General features: G+C 34.2%; 19 protein-coding genes. 8 read left to right on the top strand and 11 right to left on the bottom strand.

The window, feature by feature from the left end; translation table 11 throughout:
• Window positions 1–140: 140 nt before the first annotated feature.
• Window positions 141–782, bottom strand: a complete 642-nt coding sequence (locus tag ACP7AV_RS03685; protein ID WP_426090812.1) for a 4'-phosphopantetheinyl transferase family protein — start codon at window positions 780–782, stop codon at window positions 141–143.
• Between the two features lie 230 nt (window positions 783–1,012).
• Between ACP7AV_RS03685 and ahcY the strand changes: the two genes are divergently transcribed.
• From ahcY to ACP7AV_RS03670, 3 genes are all read left to right on the top strand, one after another.
• Window positions 1,013–2,329: an adenosylhomocysteinase gene (gene ahcY / locus ACP7AV_RS03680; protein ID WP_426090811.1), complete on the top strand. Its 1,317-nt coding sequence runs from the start codon at window positions 1,013–1,015 to the stop codon at window positions 2,327–2,329.
• Window positions 2,330–2,655: 326 nt separating this feature from the next.
• A complete protein-coding gene (locus ACP7AV_RS03675) occupies window positions 2,656–2,994 on the top strand; it encodes a DoxX family protein (protein WP_426090810.1) in 339 nt (112 codons plus the stop codon).
• A 7-nt stretch (window positions 2,995–3,001) separates the two neighbouring features.
• The gene (locus tag ACP7AV_RS03670) at window positions 3,002–3,340 is read left to right on the top strand and encodes a DoxX family protein (RefSeq protein WP_091203024.1); all 339 of its coding nucleotides are present in this window, start codon (window positions 3,002–3,004) and stop codon (window positions 3,338–3,340) included.
• 214 nt (window positions 3,341–3,554) lie between these two features.
• On the opposite strand, the gene rpmA is transcribed toward ACP7AV_RS03670, so the two are convergent.
• The gene (gene rpmA / locus ACP7AV_RS03665; protein ID WP_086453627.1) at window positions 3,555–3,821 is read right to left on the bottom strand and encodes a 50S ribosomal protein L27; all 267 of its coding nucleotides are present in this window, start codon (window positions 3,819–3,821) and stop codon (window positions 3,555–3,557) included.
• A gap of 23 nt (window positions 3,822–3,844) precedes the next feature.
• Window positions 3,845–4,267, bottom strand: a complete 423-nt coding sequence (gene rplU, locus ACP7AV_RS03660; RefSeq protein WP_131990334.1) for a 50S ribosomal protein L21 — start codon at window positions 4,265–4,267, stop codon at window positions 3,845–3,847.
• Between the two features lie 238 nt (window positions 4,268–4,505).
• Between rplU and ACP7AV_RS03655 the strand changes: the two genes are divergently transcribed.
• Both ACP7AV_RS03655 and ACP7AV_RS03650 read left to right on the top strand, forming a co-directional pair.
• Complete coding sequence (locus ACP7AV_RS03655; protein ID WP_426090809.1) at window positions 4,506–5,831, top strand: M16 family metallopeptidase; 1,326 nt, start codon at window positions 4,506–4,508, stop codon at window positions 5,829–5,831.
• Between the two features lie 11 nt (window positions 5,832–5,842).
• Window positions 5,843–7,891 carry an insulinase family protein gene (locus ACP7AV_RS03650; protein ID WP_426090808.1) on the top strand — a complete coding sequence of 683 codons (2,049 nt, stop codon included), beginning with the start codon at window positions 5,843–5,845 and terminating at the stop codon, window positions 7,889–7,891.
• Window positions 7,892–7,978: 87 nt separating this feature from the next.
• Here the strand turns inward: ACP7AV_RS03650 and ACP7AV_RS03645 are convergent, their stop codons facing one another.
• Window positions 7,979–8,845, bottom strand: coding sequence for a DMT family transporter (locus ACP7AV_RS03645; protein WP_426090807.1), 867 nt, complete (start codon window positions 8,843–8,845; stop codon window positions 7,979–7,981).
• Between the two features lie 109 nt (window positions 8,846–8,954).
• Between ACP7AV_RS03645 and ACP7AV_RS03640 the strand changes: the two genes are divergently transcribed.
• Window positions 8,955–9,359, top strand: coding sequence for a heavy-metal-associated domain-containing protein (locus ACP7AV_RS03640; RefSeq protein ID WP_426090806.1), 405 nt, complete (start codon window positions 8,955–8,957; stop codon window positions 9,357–9,359).
• 174 nt (window positions 9,360–9,533) lie between these two features.
• Here ACP7AV_RS03640 and gldD read toward each other — a convergent pair whose 3' ends face one another.
• From gldD to mutY, 5 genes are all read right to left on the bottom strand, one after another.
• Complete coding sequence (gene gldD, locus ACP7AV_RS03635) at window positions 9,534–10,097, bottom strand: gliding motility lipoprotein GldD (protein ID WP_426090805.1); 564 nt, start codon at window positions 10,095–10,097, stop codon at window positions 9,534–9,536.
• Between the two features lie 90 nt (window positions 10,098–10,187).
• Complete coding sequence (locus ACP7AV_RS03630) at window positions 10,188–11,483, bottom strand: gliding motility-associated protein GldE (RefSeq protein WP_426063063.1); 1,296 nt, start codon at window positions 11,481–11,483, stop codon at window positions 10,188–10,190.
• Between the two features lie 23 nt (window positions 11,484–11,506).
• Window positions 11,507–11,947 carry a single-stranded DNA-binding protein gene (locus tag ACP7AV_RS03625; RefSeq protein WP_426090804.1) on the bottom strand — a complete coding sequence of 147 codons (441 nt, stop codon included), beginning with the start codon at window positions 11,945–11,947 and terminating at the stop codon, window positions 11,507–11,509.
• A 97-nt stretch (window positions 11,948–12,044) separates the two neighbouring features.
• The gene (locus tag ACP7AV_RS03620) at window positions 12,045–12,821 is read right to left on the bottom strand and encodes a GLPGLI family protein (protein WP_426090803.1); all 777 of its coding nucleotides are present in this window, start codon (window positions 12,819–12,821) and stop codon (window positions 12,045–12,047) included.
• A 113-nt stretch (window positions 12,822–12,934) separates the two neighbouring features.
• Entirely contained in the window at window positions 12,935–13,972 is a 1,038-nt protein-coding gene (gene mutY, locus ACP7AV_RS03615) for an A/G-specific adenine glycosylase (RefSeq protein WP_426090802.1), read from the bottom strand.
• Window positions 13,973–14,105: 133 nt separating this feature from the next.
• Here mutY and ACP7AV_RS03610 point away from each other — a divergent pair, with 133 nt between their 5' ends.
• Complete coding sequence (locus ACP7AV_RS03610; RefSeq protein WP_016989051.1) at window positions 14,106–14,396, top strand: HU family DNA-binding protein; 291 nt, start codon at window positions 14,106–14,108, stop codon at window positions 14,394–14,396.
• A 312-nt stretch (window positions 14,397–14,708) separates the two neighbouring features.
• Complete coding sequence (locus ACP7AV_RS03605) at window positions 14,709–16,253, top strand: Rne/Rng family ribonuclease (RefSeq protein ID WP_426090801.1); 1,545 nt, start codon at window positions 14,709–14,711, stop codon at window positions 16,251–16,253.
• A gap of 173 nt (window positions 16,254–16,426) precedes the next feature.
• Here ACP7AV_RS03605 and ACP7AV_RS03600 read toward each other — a convergent pair whose 3' ends face one another.
• Window positions 16,427–16,870, bottom strand: a complete 444-nt coding sequence (locus ACP7AV_RS03600) for a nucleoside deaminase (RefSeq protein WP_426090800.1) — start codon at window positions 16,868–16,870, stop codon at window positions 16,427–16,429.
• A gap of 7 nt (window positions 16,871–16,877) precedes the next feature.
• On the bottom strand, window positions 16,878–17,246 hold a 369-nt coding region (locus ACP7AV_RS03595; RefSeq protein ID WP_426090799.1), incomplete at its 5' end, for an IS30 family transposase.

The raw sequence follows: 17,246 nt of genomic DNA, 5'->3' as shown, positions 1-17,246 counted from the left end.
GGCACGCAGATTACGCGGATTTTACAGATTTAAACTGATTTCTGTTAATTAGTATGATTAATTATTACCTGTGTTGTCATTGCTTGGCCATTTCGGGCACAACATGACAAACTGCGCGACGGAATACTGAATTCTGGACACTATTTTTGGAAAGCATAAACTAATGTAAAACCTTCTATTTCTTCAAAATGAATATTAAAATCTATAATCAAATTATTAAAATGAAGTTTCGCGTCATTTTGTTTAACATTTAATTCGAATGACTGAACGTTTATATGATTTTTGAAACTGATTCCTTTTTCGTTTCTAATTTTGAAAATTGCTTCTTTGGCACCCCAAATAACCGTTAATTTTCGAATGTATTCTTCACTGTCCATATCCAAGAACTTAAATTCCGAATTACAAAATTTATCTGCGATCCGGGTGATTTTATCTCTTTGCAATTCGATATCGATTCCTACGGTTTCGTCACTGATAATAATCGCCGAAAAGTTATGCGAATGCGTTATTGAAATATGCTTTTTTCCATGAAGATGCGGTTTTCCAAATTCATCGTAATACAAATCTAAATCGGTGTGGCCCGTTTTCTGCAATAATTTGCGAACACTGAGAAATGCGCGCTGGTGCATTTCGGATTTCATCCCGTCGAGCCGCATGCGATTGGTCTCGTTTAAGATTACTTGTTCTAATAATTCTGTGTAGGATTCGGTTACCTTCCAAACAAGAATTTGTGTGGTGTTCCCGACGGTTCGAGATAAATTTATCGTTTTGAAAAGTGGCATGGTGTTATGATCTAGATTTTTAGCCCCGATTGAAGTGGAAATCCTTTTTATTTTTTTTTAAAAATAAAAAGATTGCAACAAAAAGCGGGAAATAGCTCCTAATAAAAATTATTTAGTTAATGTTCAAAAGATTAGCCATTTAAACAATTCATAAATCTTTTGGAAAACAGTTAAATTCTAAAGTTATTACGTAAATTTGCAAAAAATTTTCAATTACAAATATACTATAAATGAGTACTACAACTATGCCTTTTGTGGCTTTCAAAGTAAAAGACATTTCTCTAGCGGCTTGGGGAAGAAAAGAAATTGAATTAGCTGAAGCTGAAATGCCAGGTTTAATGGCGCTTCGTGCGGAATACAAAAACGAACAACCACTTGCTGGTGCTCGTATTGCAGGATGTTTGCACATGACAATCCAAACTGCAGTTTTAATTGAAACATTAATCGCGCTTGGTGCTGAAGTGACTTGGAGTTCTTGTAACATTTTCTCTACGCAAGATCAAGCTGCTGCTGCGATTGCTGCTGCAGGAATTCAAGTTTATGCTTGGAAAGGTTTGAACGAGGAAGATTTTGACTGGTGTATTGAGCAAACATTATTTTTTGGTGAAGACAGAAAACCATTGAATATGATTCTTGATGACGGTGGAGATTTGACTAATATGGTTATTGACCGTTTCCCAGAATTGGTTGCAGGAATAAAAGGATTATCTGAAGAAACTACTACTGGAGTTCACAGATTATACGAAAGAGTAAAAGCGGGAACATTGCCAATGCCGGCAATCAACGTTAATGACTCGGTTACTAAATCGAAATTTGATAACAAATACGGTTGTAAAGAATCTGCAGTTGATGCGGTTCGTCGCGCAACTGATATTATGCTTGCTGCAAAAAGAGTAATCGTTTGTGGTTACGGTGACGTGGGTAAAGGAACTGCTGCTTCTTTTAGAGGTGCTGGTTCTATTGTTACTGTTACTGAAATTGACCCAATTTGTGCGCTTCAAGCCGCAATGGACGGTTTTGAAGTAAAAAAATTAGATACCGTTATTGCTACCGCTGATATTATCATTACCACTACTGGAAATAAAGATATCGTTTTGGGTTCTCATTTTGAAAAAATGAAAGACAAAACTATCGTTTGTAACATTGGGCATTTTGATAACGAAATTGATATGGCTTGGTTGAACACAAACCATGGTTCCTCAAAAATCGAAATCAAACCACAAGTTGACAAATATACTATTGCTGGAAAAGACATTCTTATCCTTGCTGAAGGTCGTTTAGTAAACCTTGGTTGTGCTACGGGTCACCCAAGTTTTGTAATGAGTAACTCATTTACAAACCAAACGCTTGCTCAAATCGAATTATGGAAAAACAGCGCGTCATACAATAATGAAGTTTACATGTTACCAAAACATTTAGATGAGAAAGTAGCAATGTTACACTTGGCTAAGTTAGGTGTTGAATTGGAGACTTTACGTACTGATCAAGCTGATTATATAGGTGTTCCAGTTGAAGGTCCATTCAAACCAGAATATTACAGATATTAGTCTGAAATTAGATTTTTAGATTATTGGATTTTTAGAACCCTTGCAGAAATGCGAGGGTTTTTTGTTTTTGGGCGTGACCACGTTACGCGACTTGTTGTTGTTAGTATGACCATATCACGGATTTTAATTACTAATTAAAATGTGTAAAGACCAAGGTTTAATTCACATCCCAATAAAAGTAAAACCTATTATTAATAAATCAGTAACGGAATCATTATAATCTAAGTTTATGGTATATTTGAGAGAATTATTTTTGTTCAGGAAATTCAACTTATTGAAAAGACTTAATCATAAAACCGAAAAAAAATAACCTTAACTACAAAATCATGAATACTTATTCTATTATCGCCCAACTTGTAATCGCGCTGTCTGTAGGTTATGTTTGGATTTTTAGATTTGATAACATCGTTAAAGAATTTAAACAATATGGACTTTCTGATTTAACACGAAATATTGTAGGCGCTTCTAAAATAGTGTTAGCAACGTTATTAATAACCGGCATCTGGTACCCAAAACTCGTCTTTATACCGGCGCTTTTAATGGCTTTTTTAATGACATGCGCACAATTTTTTCATTTTAAAGCAAAAAATCCCTGGTCTAAACATTTTCCATCTTTATTCCTTTTGGCGTTATCCCTTTTTGTAGCACTATTCGCTTCCAAATAATTAAAATATGAATTTCTTAAACGTACTTATTTTCTTTTCGGCAGCCTCGTTTCTTATTTACGGAATCGCTTATTTTGTTTCTACAAATATGAAAAACGAATTCAAACGATTTGGCCTCGAAAAGTTTGGAATATTAACCGCTGTTTTAGAATTGACAGGCGCTTTTGGTTTATTTATAGGCATCCAGAATTACACTATTTTAGTTTTTGCCTCAGGCGGCTTAGCTTTGTTGATGCTGCTTGGCGTGGGCGTAAGAATAAAGATGAAAGATTCTTTGTTAGTTTCCTTACCCGCCTTTTTTTACTTCCTTTTGAACAGCTATATTTTATATAAAACCTTAGAATAAATAATCAGAAGTTTAATTTTTATTGCAGTCAGCGAGAGTTTTTTAAAATAGCAACAACTTTTCTTAAGTGAATATACAAATTCATTCAGGTATCAAAAATCTGCAATCGAAACTTCAAACATAATTCATGATATCAATTTTTCATGAAATATTAAAACCAAAAAACCCGTCCCGATAAAATCGGGACGGGTTTTTAAATAATTGAAAAAATCAATTATGCTTCAACTTCGAATGGAAGTATGGAAACATACGATTTGTTATCTCTTTTCTTTTGGAAGAAAACAACTCCATCTACTCTTGCGTGTAGTGTGTGGTCTTTACTAATGTAAACGTTTGCACCTGGATTATGTTTTGAACCTCTTTGTCTTACGATGATGTTCCCAGCAATAGCAGCTTGACCACCAAATATCTTAACGCCTAAGCGTTTTGATTCTGATTCTCTACCATTCTTTGAACTACCGACACCTTTCTTGTGAGCCATGACGTATTAGTTTTATTTTGTTATTATTCTTGTGTATCTTCTTTTTTAGCTTTAGCTACCTTTTTCTTAGGAGCTTCAACTTCTTCGGTAGTTGCTTCCACTGCTGCTTTTTTAGGAGCTGCTTTCTTTGCACCAACACCAGTAATACCTTCAATTACAATTTGAGTAAGATATTGTCTGTGACCGTTTCTCTTTTTGTATCCTTTTCTTCTTTTCTTTTTGAAAACGATAACTTTATCTCCTTTTAAGTGTTGTAACACTTTAGCTTCTACTGAAGCACCTTCTATAGCTGGGGCGCCTAAAGTGATTGTTCCGTTGTCATCTAATAAAAGAACTTTGTCAAAAGAAACTTTTGAACCTTCTTCATTAGTCAAACGGTGAACATAAACCTTTAAGTCTTTGCTTACTTTGAACTGTTGCCCTGCTATCTCTACGATTGCATACATACTGGATTGTTTTAATAATTTTTAAGGTTGCAAATATACAATTAAATATTTACCTCGCAATCTGTTGAAGAAAAAAAATATTCTTTACGTCACAATTCTATATTTCATTGACTTTTTAAAGCTTTTATATGAAACATCTTGATGAACTAATGTTAAATCTACCAAGCCAAAATGATTTTTGTGTAACAAAAAATTAAATCCCCTACTAACTTAACATATTAACAAAATTATTAACCTTATGAAAAATTCATTAATGGCTTTAGGTGCTTTGTTTATGCTAGGAGGAGTCGCTTCAGCGCAGAAAGTAGCTTTTGAGGAATACAAATTAGACAATGGCCTGCATGTAATTTTGCACAACGATCCATCTGCTCCTACTGTTATTACATCAGTAATGTACCACGTGGGTGCCAAAGACGAAAATCCGGAGAGAACTGGTTTTGCTCACTTTTTTGAACATTTGTTATTTGAAGGAACCGAAAATATCAAACGCGGTGAATGGTTTAAGATTGTGACCGGAAACGGTGGTGTAAATAATGCGAACACTACTGATGACAGAACATATTATTATGAAGTTTTCCCTTCTAACAACCTAGAATTAGGTTTGTGGATGGAAGCAGAAAGAATGTTGCATCCAGTAATCAATCAAATTGGTGTTAATACTCAAAACGAAGTGGTGAAAGAAGAAAAAAGACTGCGTGTTGACAATCAGCCTTACGGAAACTTTTTGGCGGAAGTAAAAAAGAATATTTTCACAAAACACCCATACCGTTGGGCAACTATTGGTTCTATGAGCCATTTAGACGCTGCAACATTAGAAGAATTCCAAGCTTTCAACAAGAAATTTTACATTCCGAATAATGCTGTTTTGATTGTTGCCGGTGATTTCAAAAATGAACAAGCCAAGGAATGGATTCAAAAATATTTTGGACCTATAAAAAAAGGAGCTGCTATTCAAAGAGAAACATTTGTTGAAGAACCAATTACTCAAACCATCAGAGCAAAATTTGAAGATGCTAACATCCAAATTCCTGCAATTGTAGCAGCGTACAGAACGCCGTCTATGAAAACCAGAGATGCAAGAGTGCTAGACATGATTTCATCTATTTTAAGCGATGGAAAAAGCTCAAGATTATACAAAAAAATAGTTGACGACAAGAAAATGGCCCTACAGATTGGCGCTTTTAGTAATAGCCAAGAAGATTACGGAAGTTACATCATTTACGGTTTGCCACAAGCTCCAAACACTGCTGAAAATATTCTTGCTGAAATCGACTTGGAAATTGTAAAGCTTCAAACTGAATTACTTTCTGAAAAAGACTTACAAAAATTACAAAATAAATTCGAAAATCAATATGTAAACAGCAACTCGACCATTGACGGTATTGCTGACAACTTGGCTTCGTATCATTTGTTATATGGAGATGTAAACTTAATCAACACCGAAATCGAAATCTACCATTCCATCACTCGTGAAGAAATCAGAGATATTGCCAAGAAATATTTAAATCCAAACCAAAGATTAGTTTTGGATTACGTTCCATCTAAAGACAAAGCTCAAAACTAAGATATATCATTATGAAAAAATCAATATTAATTTTATCAAGCTTGTTCTTAACAGTAATCATGCAAGGACAAATCATCCCTCAGCCAAAACCCGGAGTCGCTCCAACAGTAAAAATTGGAAAACCGATAACCTTTGAATTAAAAAATGGTTTGAAAGTTATGGTGGTAGAAAACCATAAATTACCGCGAGTATCATTTAGTCTTACGTTAGACAATGATCCGTATGCAGAAGGCGACAAAAAAGGAGTTGCTGACATGACCAGTACTTTAATTGGAAGCGGCACAACTAAAATTTCTAAAACAGCTTTCAATGAAGAAGTGGATTTTCTGGGAGCCAACATTAATTTTAGTTCTAATGGTGCTTCTGCAAGCGCATTATCTAAATATTCTGGAAGAGTTTTAGAATTAATGGCTGATGGTGCATTGAACCCAAACTTCACCCAAGAGGAATTTGACAAAGAAAAAACAAAACTTATTGAAGGACTCAAAGCAAATGAAAAAAGCGTTTCAGCAGTAGCAGCAAGAGTTATAAGTGTTTTGACTTATGGAAAAAACCATCCCGCAGGCGAATATGTAAGCGAAGCAACGTTGAAAAATGTAACACTTGCGGATGTAAAAGCGAATTACAATACTTATTTTGTTCCAAGTAACGCTTACCTAATTATTGTTGGTGATGTAAAATTCAAAGAAACAAAAAAAATGGTAGAGAAATTCTTTGGTTCATGGAAAAAAGCAGCTGCTCCTTCTATTTCTTACAACGATCCAAAAGATGTTTCGGCTACACAAATCAACTTTATTGATATGCCGAATGCAGTTCAATCAGAAGTTTCGGTAGGGAATATTTCGAAACTTAAAATGACTGATCCTGATTATTTTGCCGTTTTGATAGCAAACCAAATCCTTGGAGGTGATTTCAACAGTTACATTAATATGAACTTAAGAGAAGCTCACGGATGGACGTATGGCGCTAGAACTAGCATTTACGGAGACAAACGCGTTTCTAGTTTCACTGCTTCTACTCAAGTTCGTAATGCAGTAACAGACAGTACGGTTGTTGAAATTTTCAAAGAATTCAAAAAAATCAGAACTGAAAAAGTGACTGACGAAATGTTAGCCAGCGTAAAAGCAGGATACATTGGACGATTTGTAATGCAAATTGAAAAACCACAAACGGTAGCAGGATATGCTTTGAGAATTCAAACGCAAAGTTTACCGGCTGATTTTTACGAAAATTACATCAAAAATATCAGCGCTGTAACAGCAGATGACATTTTAAGAGTTGCCAATAAATATTTCTTAGCTGACAACAGCAGAATTGTAATTGTAGGAAAAGCAGCTGATGTAGCTCCTAGCTTAGAAAAATTGAAATTCCCTGTATCGTACTTTGATAAATACGGAACTCCAACCGCTAAACCTGAATTCAAAAAATCGGTTCCAGCTGGAGTTACTGCAAAAAGCGTTATTGACAATTACATCAAAGTTATTGGTGGAGAAAAAGCAGCTTCGGCTGTAAAAACAATCGCAATGATCGGAACTACAACAATTCCACAAGCGCCTTCTCCATTAAATTTTACTTCTAAAATTGATGCTAAAGGAAAACTTATGGTTGAATTAGCCATGGGAACAATGAGCATAATGAAACAAGTAGTAAATGAAAAAGGAGCTTACGTAATGCAACAAGGACAGCGCCAAAACATCGAAGGAACAATGCTAACAGACATGAAAGCGGCTGCAACACCATTTGAAGAATTATCTCTTTCTAAAAAACAAGGATTAACTTTAGAAACTATTGAGTCTATTAACGGAAAAGACGCTTATGCTGTTAAAAACGGAAAAACTACTTTGTTTTATGACGTAGCATCCGGTTTGAAATTAGCCGAATCTAAAGTAGTTGAACAAGGCGGTAAAAGCATCACACAAACTACAAATTATGCAGATTACAAAGAAGTAAAAGGAGTTAAAGTTCCTTTTAATATCATACAAAATGTGGGTTTTGAATTGGATATAAAAATGTCTGATGTAAAAATTAATGAAGGTGTTTCAGATGCTGATTTTCAATAATCAAAATTTGAATGAGTGAATAAAGGCTGTCTATTTTTTAGACAGCCTTTATTTTTTTTATGCTATTTAAACTTTTCAAATTAATCATTACTTCTTCGATGATAAATATACTCCGATTAAAATAATAAAGGCACCAAAAAACTGCACTGACGTAAGCATTTCATTGTCTAATAATCCCCAGCAAAAAGCAACAACAGGAATCAAATAGGTTACTGAAGTAGCAAAAACTGGTGAAGACATTTGGATCAATTTAAAAAACAAAATATTCGCAATTCCGGTTCCCACAACCCCAAGAATCATTATAAACATAATCGATTCCTGCACTTTCACATCATTTACTATTTCGAAGAAACCGGAGAAAAACAAGATTATGAATGCCGGAAAAAACAATACCATAAAATTCCCTGTAGTAATACTCAGCGGACTCAAATCATGCAAATATTTTTTGATTAAATTCACATTCACCGCGTAGCATATCGACGCTATTAGAACTAAAATAGCATAATAATAGTTTTGTTCAGGATGATGCATGGCACCGTTCAAGATCAACAAGGCGCTTCCTAATAAACCAATTAGAATTCCAAAAATTTGATTTCTTTTGAATTGCAGTCCAAAAACTAAAGCGCCAAGAATTAATGTATTCAAAGGAGTTAGCGAATTCAAAATAGAACTCACAGAACTATCAATTTCAGTCTGTGCAATCGCAAACAAGTAAGCGGGTATAAATGTCCCGAATAAAGATGTTAAAGCAATGTATTTCCATTTATGTGCCGGAATTTTGGACAAACTTTTAAATCCTATCAATATTAAAAAAACAGCGGCAAAAATGATTCGCAACGATCCCAACTGTAAAGCCGTTAAGCCAATTAATCCTTTTTTTATTAGTATAAATGAACTTCCCCACACCAAGGCGAGAACTATCAAGTACAACCATTTTAACTGCTTTGATTCCATAAAAATAATTTTGCCCCAAAATTGTAATTATTTTATGAATTAGTCTTTCTTTTTTTAATTAATTTTGTGAGATACAAACATGCTTTTAATCTTTTAAATCTACATTATAATGAATTATAAAAAATCAATCCTAACGCTAGTACTTGCAAGTATTTCATTTGTAGGCTGTAAAGAAAAAGAAACGGAAATGATTCCAGAAGAAACAGCAACTACAGAAGCTTTAAAAATCGAAAAAGACCCGAGCGATAGCGAACAGCCGAAGAAAATTGCAGCTGCCAATCTTCAGACAGCGAGTTTCTCTGTGGAAGGAATGACATGCGCTGTGGGTTGTGCCAAAACGATACAAGAGGATTTAACCAAACTGGACGGCGTTCAGAAAGCAACGGTAGATTTTGAAAAAAAATTAGCTACTGTAACTTTTGACAAAACGATTCAAACTCCAGAAAAATTGACTAAAGTTGTCGAAGCCGCCGCAGACGGTAAAACATACAAAGTCTCAAATATGAAGTCGTAATTCAGCCTTTTAAATTGCCAAAAAAAGCATTCGCCAGTAACCGAATGCTTTTTTTATACAAGAAAGTCAAAGTCATTTAAGAAAACACTGTCTCTAATATTTACACGCTTATTTGTAATTAAATGTCTTGTATGATTATAAAAAAATATTGCTTGTTGAAAATTTATAGTGTTATTATTTCCATTTCAAGGTTTCCATCAGTCGCTGCATGTCATTTTTGATATAACTCGCCGCCGGCATAATAGAATCATAATTGGGTTTTGCATAGAAATAAACGGAACCTGTCACAAAATGTCGCGTGCTGTCAGTAGCATAAAACTGTGAGTTGGTGGCCGCATTTCCCTCTACCTGATAAAACATACCGTACACTTTTTTATCGGAATTCAAATACGGTTGTTCCAGAATATCGTCCGCTTTTATCACATGTTCAAAAGTCAATTTTTGCGCATCCCGCAACAGTTCTTTAATATTTTTCGCAACAGGTTTGTAGGTAAGATAAATAGTTGCTTTCATTTTTGGATACGTAATGGTAAAACCGCAATCCGTCTCTTTTTTGATAATGGCAGCCGAATTCATTTCAAAAGTAAAAGGACATTCATTTGCGAAATTTACATATTTAGCTTCCGGATAATCCAGTCGAAGATGGCTGGAGGGTTTTGGCAAGACATCATCTTTACAACTGAAACTCAATAATGACATTATTACTATTGCCGAAAAAGTGATTATTTTTTTAAACATTTCTATTCTAAATTTATTTAATCTTTTATTTTTTTAAAGAATCGTATGCCACAAGAATTCCCTTTCCTTCGAAGGCGGCTAGGGGAAGGATTATTCAATTGTTACTTTTATTTGCTTCACCCGCTTTTGATCCACGGCTTCTATTGTAAACAGACAATTTTCAAATGAAATTCTCTGATTTTTTTTTGGAAAATTTCCTAAAATTTCAAGAATAAAACCAGCCAATGTCTCAGCTTCTCCTTTTTTTATTTCGAATAATTCTTCATCGACATCAATTATTCTATAAAAATCCTTGAGGTTTATTTTCCCTTCAAAAAGGTAATTTTTATCATCAATTTGCGAAAAATTAATATTCTCATCGTCAAATTCATCACTAATATCACCTACAATTTCTTCAATAACATCTTCAAGTGATACCAAACCGGAAGTTCCTCCATATTCGTCGACGACTATCGCGAGATGGCTTTTCATACTCTGAAAATCTTTCAACAAATTGTCCAGTTTTTTATTTTCAGGAACAAAGAAAGGCTCTCGCAACAATGATTTCCAGTCAAATTCATTCGTGTTAATATGCGGAAGCAAATCTTTGACATACAAAACGCCTTCTATCTGGTCTATATTGTCTCGATATACTGGAATTCTGGAAAATCCTTTTTCTATGATTTTAGGACAAATAACAGAGAAGGATTCGTCTATTTCTAAAGCAAATATATCGATTCGGGGACTCATTACTTGCTTTGTATCGGTATTTCCAAAGCTTACAATTCCTTCTAAAATTTTTTGCTCTTCGGTAGAAGTTTGATCCGAAGCTGTTAATTCTAAGGCTTGTGATAATTGATCTACGGAGAAATTTGTTTTTTGCTTTCCCAATTTATTATGCAGATAAATTGTTGCAGCGCGCATGGGTAAACTTATTGGCGAAAGCAATTTGTCCAAAAAAGCAACTGGATACACAATCAATTTGGCAAACTTTCTATTGTTTCTACTGGCGTATACTTTTGGCAAGACCTGACCGAATAATAAAATTAAAAAAGTCGCGGTCAGTACTTCCAGAATAAATTTTAAAAGTGGTGCTGTTACTGCCGAAAAAATAGTTTTCCCAACAAATGAAAACAATAATACTACCGAAATAGTGATGAAATTATTAGCAACAAGAAGTGTCGCCACGAGTTTTTTTGGTTTTTCTAAAAGTGCAGCAATAAGTTTCCCTTTAGAGTTGTTTTCTTGCAGCGTTTCGTCAATGTCTTTTTGTGACAACGAAAACAAGGCTACTTCGGCACCTGAAATTAAAGCGGAACAAAACAGCAAAATAACTATTCCTGTAAAGCCAAATACTACATTAGTATCAATAACGTAAGCAAAAAATAAACTGGGCTCTGGGTCCAAATTAGTCAAGATTAATTAAACAATCAAAATGGCAAGTCATTAATAGGCAAGACATTATTTTCCGGGTCAAAATTAGTGTTTTTAACAATATCAGCTGCAGGAATTTGTTTGTTGTTTTCACTGTCTTTTTTTGTGGAAAGAAAAGTAAATTCGGTTACCTGAATTTCAGAGGTGTGTTTTGTGCTTCCGTCCTCTGACTGCCATTGGCGGGACTTAATACGTCCTTCCACATATATTTTATCGCCTTTAGAAAGGTATTTTTCACAAAGTTCAGCGGCTTTATTGCGTACTACCAAATTATGCCACTCTGTAGAAGTAATTTTTTCATTCGTGGTTTTGTTGATATACACTTCGTTTGTTGCCAACTGAAACCTTCCAATACAATTGCCTCCGTCAAAATAATGCATTTTGACATCATCGCCAAGAAAACCAATTAGCATAACCTTATTTAATGTTCCGTTCATTTTAAAATTTGGTATTTTATCAAAGATACATTTTTTTAGAAACTCTATAAATCCTTTTCAATAAAATTATGAATCACAATTGGGAACGTTTTACACTTTAATGACCTTCAATACTCTGCTTTTTGCTGGAAATTTTTATTCTGGTAATTGTGCTGTTCCCTCTAATTTCAGTGGTAGTTTTAGGTCCTGAATTAAACTCACTGACCTTAACTTTGACATAACTCTCAACTTGCGCCATAGTAATGGTTTCTTTAGGTGTTTCCGGTTTTACTATTTCAATCGGAGTTTTTTCAATTTTCAATGCAGTAGCGTGAGTTTCATGATATGCAGTATCAACATACAATATAAGCCCAGGAAGTCCATCGAATTTTTCTGGTCCGGCATTGATGGCAATATCCTCCGTAAACCAAGCTATAAAAAAATAACCAAAAGCATTTGACGTTGCTTTTTTACATTTAAAACCAAGAATTTCTTTAGTCTCGTTGGTGATTTTCCAATCCCATTTGAGTAAACTGTCTTTCCCATAAAAATTTTTACCATTATAAAAATTAAATAACAGCTCATTCTTATTGAAATCTTTATAATACCATTTCTCTATGAAATAATTGGTTAAATTGTACTGTGCTTCAGGTTCTTCGAAACCACCATCTTCAATCTTTTCTATGTTTTTAGTTTCTGTACTATTTTTATATAAAGAAATACCGTCTTGATATTGCATGATATAATTATGGGAAGCTAGCTTCATCTTTCTCGCAAACTTAGGAGTTGCTTCTAGGTTTTCTTTACTTAAAATGTTCTTCTCATCATAATTAACCGTGACAGTTTGGGAATATCCAATAATCGACAATAAAAAAAGTAGATACGTAACTTTCATTTTTCTTATTTATTTAAATTAATTTTAAAAGATTGATACCTAGCAATTTCATAAAATATAAAATTCCAAACATTCATTAAAGAAATGAATAAAAAACACTCGTCAAACAAATATTACAAATCTTTTTCAATAAAATTATGAATCACAATTGGGAACGGAAAAGTTCTCAAAGTTTCAGTATCAATTCCGTTTTCAATTGTGCCTTTTACTTTTACGTTCCAAAATTTGATATGCAAATGTTGGTGCGACAATTTATGAATGATACTTTTTTCATTGTATTCTAACATACTTACGACAGCATTATCTTTAAAATAATCACCTTGAACAGCTTCACTTACATAATCAAAATCTTCTTCTTTTTCTGTTTCGATCAATGGGTATTGATAGAGATTGTGCCATATTCCTTTGTCCGTTCGTTTCTGAATAATGGTATTTCCCATTTCATCGGCAACAACCAGAAAATTAAAATATCGTTTCCTCACTTTTAGTTTTTTGGATTTTACAGGCAACTGATCGACTTTATTTTTTTGCAAAGCGGCGCAACTTTCGTTGAAAACACAAATGCCGCAATTTGGACTTTTAGGAACGCATTGCAACGCACCAAACTCCATAATGGCTTGATTGAAGGTTGCCGGGATGTCTTTTGGCATCAGTTCGAAAGCCAAAGCAGCAAATTCTTTTTTGGCGGAAGCCTGAGCAATATCAGTATCCATATCAAAATAACGGGACAAAACACGGAACACATTTCCATCAACAACGGGAACGGCCTCATTATAGGAGAAAGAAGCAATGGCAGCGGCGGTGTATTCTCCTACCCCTTTCAGTTTCAATAAGTCATTATAATTGCCTGGAAATACTCCTGATAATTCCTGTGCTATATACTGCGCGGTTTTATGCAAGTTACGGGCTCTGGAATAATACCCTAATCCCTGCCAGAGTTTCAAAACCTGTTCTTCATTGGCTTTCGCCAAATCAAAAACAGTGGGAAAAGCGGTTGTAAAAGACAAAAAATAAGGCATTCCTTGCGCAACACGCGTTTGTTGCAACATAATTTCAGAGAGCCAAATGGGGTACGGATCAGTGGTATTTCTCCAAGGTAAATCGCGTTTATTTTGTAAATACCATTGTATTAACACGTTAGAAAAAATCATGTTTTAATTATTTGATAGCAAAAGTAAAAGTTTATGTGATTAAAATTTAATGAATTAGCTTGAATAATTGTTTTTTAAATTCCTATATTTGCAAACTCAAAAAAATAGTACAACATTATAAATAGGAAAGAAAATGACGAAAGCAGATATCGTAGCAAAAATTTCAGAAAAATTAGGTCTTGAAAAAGGAGATGTACAGGCAACTGTAGAGACTTTTATGAATGAAGTAAAAAATTCATTAGAAACTGGAGACAATGTTTATTTAAGAGGTTTTGGAAGTTTTATAGTGAAGACTAGAGCAGAGAAAACAGGAAGAAATATTTCTAAAAATACCACAATAAAAATTCCTGCACACAACATTCCTGCATTTAAACCTGCAAAAGTTTTTGTAGAAGGAGTGAAAATAAATAACGAAGCAAAATAATAATATTAATCATAAAATCGACAAGACATGCCAAGTGGTAAAAAAAGAAAGAGACATAAGGTAGCAACGCACAAACGTAAGAAAAGAGCGAGAGCTAACCGTCACAAAAAGAAAAAGTAGTTTTAAACTACTTTTTTCTTTTTAAACGTTCATTGAAATTGAAAGTTAGTCATCAGTATTCAGTTTTTAGTAGTCAGTCAACTGCCAACTTAACACTGCAAACTGCCAGCTAATTTTCCCCGGGTTCAATACCTGTTAAAATATTGTTTAATCCATTTGTTCGCTTTGGCGAATAAATAAAAAATTTACAGTGTGAATAAAGAATTAATCATTAGATCTAGTTCTGAAGCCGTAGATTTTGCCTTATTAAAAGATGGAAAACTAATTGAATTACACAAAGAAGAAGAAAAAAGCAACTTCCAGGTTGGTGATATTTTTATTGCCAAAATCAGGAAACCAGTTGCCGGACTTAACGCTGCTTTTGTAAATGTAGGCTTCGAAAAAGATGCTTTTTTACATTATCACGATTTAGGACCTAATTTAGCTTCCCAACTGAAATTCATAAAACTTGTAAGCGCAGGTAAATTAAAAGATTTCTCCCTAAAAACCTTTCAGTTTGAAAAAGAAATAGACAAAGATGGTACCATTACTGATGTAGTAAGTTCCAATCAATCTGTTTTAGTACAAGTCGTCAAAGAACCTATATCTACCAAAGGACCAAGAATCAGCGCCGAGCTTTCTCTTGCCGGAAGATTTATAGTTTTGGTTCCGTTTTCTGACCGTGTTTCTATTTCACAAAAAATAGAAGACAAAAAAGAAAAAGACCGTTTGAAACGATTAGTACAATCCATCAAACCAAAAGGATTTGGTGTTATTGTTCGCACAGTAGCCGAAGGCAAAAATACAGCCGAATTAGAAAAAGATTTGCAGAACCTGCTTAGCAGATGGACTGCAATGTGTAAAAAATTACCAACTGCTCATCATCCGTCTAAAGTATTGGGAGAACTCAACAGAGCTTCTTCAATATTAAGAGATGTATTCAATGATACCTTTAGTGGTATTCAAATTGATGACGAAGAGTTGTACAACCAAACAAAGGATTATTTGCAAGAAATTGCACCATCCAAACAATCAATCGTTAAGTTTTATCAATCAAAAGACACACCTATTTTTGAGAAATACAACATAGAGAGACAAATCAAAACTTCTTTTGGAAAAACAGTATCCATGAGTAAAGGGGCGTATCTTATTATCGAACACACCGAAGCTTTGCACGTCATCGACGTAAACAGCGGAAACCGTTCTAATAAAGCTACCAACCAGGAAGATACAGCCATGGAAGTAAATATGATTGCAGCTGCCGAAATCGCAAGACAATTACGTCTTCGTGATATGGGCGGAATCATCGTAGTAGATTTTATCGATATGTCAAATCCTGAAAATCGTAAAGTTTTGTTCGATTTCTTGAAAGAAGAAATGAGCGACGATAAGGCTAAACACAAGATCTTACCTCCTAGTAAATTTGGATTAGTTCAAATTACAAGACAGAGAGTAAGACCAGAAGTAAATATTAAGACCAGAGAAGAAGATCCAAACAATGAAAGTGGCGAAATTGAAGCGCCAATTCAAATCATTGATAAAATCGCTTTTGATCTGGAAAGAGTATTAAAAAACCACAAAGATGTTGTGCTTAATGTACATCCGTTTGTGGCCGCATACCTTACCAAAGGTTTTCCATCATTACGTTCAAAATGGTTTCTTGAACATAAAAAGTGGGTGAAAATCATACCTCGTGATGCTTACACGTATTTAGAATATCATTTCTACGACAAAAAAGAAAATGCTGTCATAGATTAAATAACAAACTCCTCAAGAAATTGAGGAGTTTTTTTTTGCTCTTTTTTTCAGGAGCTAATCCAGATAGAAGTGAAAATTCTTTCTAATCCTGAACTTGTTTCAGGATCCTGAAACAAGTTCAGGATTAGAAAGAATTTTCACTTCTATCTGGGCTAGGGTATTCGATTATTATATTACTTCCTTCTTTCCAGAAAAAATCGCTTCATCAACTCCGACGCTTCATTAGCCATAATTCCAGAAACGACCGTAGTTTTAGGATGCAATTGCGTTCCCATTTTTACAAAACCGCGATTTTCATCGGTGGCGCCATATACAATTCTCGAAATTTGACTCCAGTATAAAGCGCCGGCGCACATCTGGCAAGGTTCTAATGTCACGTAAAGCGTACAACCCATTAAATATTTTCCGCCAAGATAATTCGCAGCAGCAGTAATGGATTGCATTTCGGCGTGAGCCGTAACGTCATGAAGTAATTCGGTTAAATTATGACTTCTGGCAATGACTTTATTATCAATGACAATTAGAGCGCCAACAGGAATTTCGCCCTTTTCAAAAGCCATTTCGGCTTCCTGCAAAGCTTTTTTCATAAAATATTCGTCAGTGAAAGGATTTATCATGCAGGATTCAAGTTATAAATGCAACTTTTTGATTAAACATATAATTAGGTGTTTCAAAATTAAATCTTTTTCTTGGTCTATTGTTTAATTTCTCTTGTATTTCTATAATTCTCTCTGGAGTTATTTCATCAAATGATGATGATTTGGGTATGTATTGTCTTATTAATCCATTTAGATTTTCATTTGCACCACGTTCCCAAGGGCTGTAAGGGTTGGCAAAGAAAAAATCTATTTCAAGTGCCGAACTGATCTCTTGATGTTGCGCAAACTCTTTCCCATTATCAGAAGTTATTGTATTTATAAAGTGTTTCCAGTTCTGTAGTAATTCGATTGTTGCTAGTTTTACCAATTCACTTTCTTTACTTTCTATCTTCTT

This window comes from Flavobacterium sp. DSR3-2 (assembly GCF_049896525.1).
GTDB lineage: Bacteria > Bacteroidota > Bacteroidia > Flavobacteriales > Flavobacteriaceae > Flavobacterium.
Note: the sequence above shows the minus strand (reverse complement) of the source record. Positions and strands in the feature narration are given on the sequence as shown.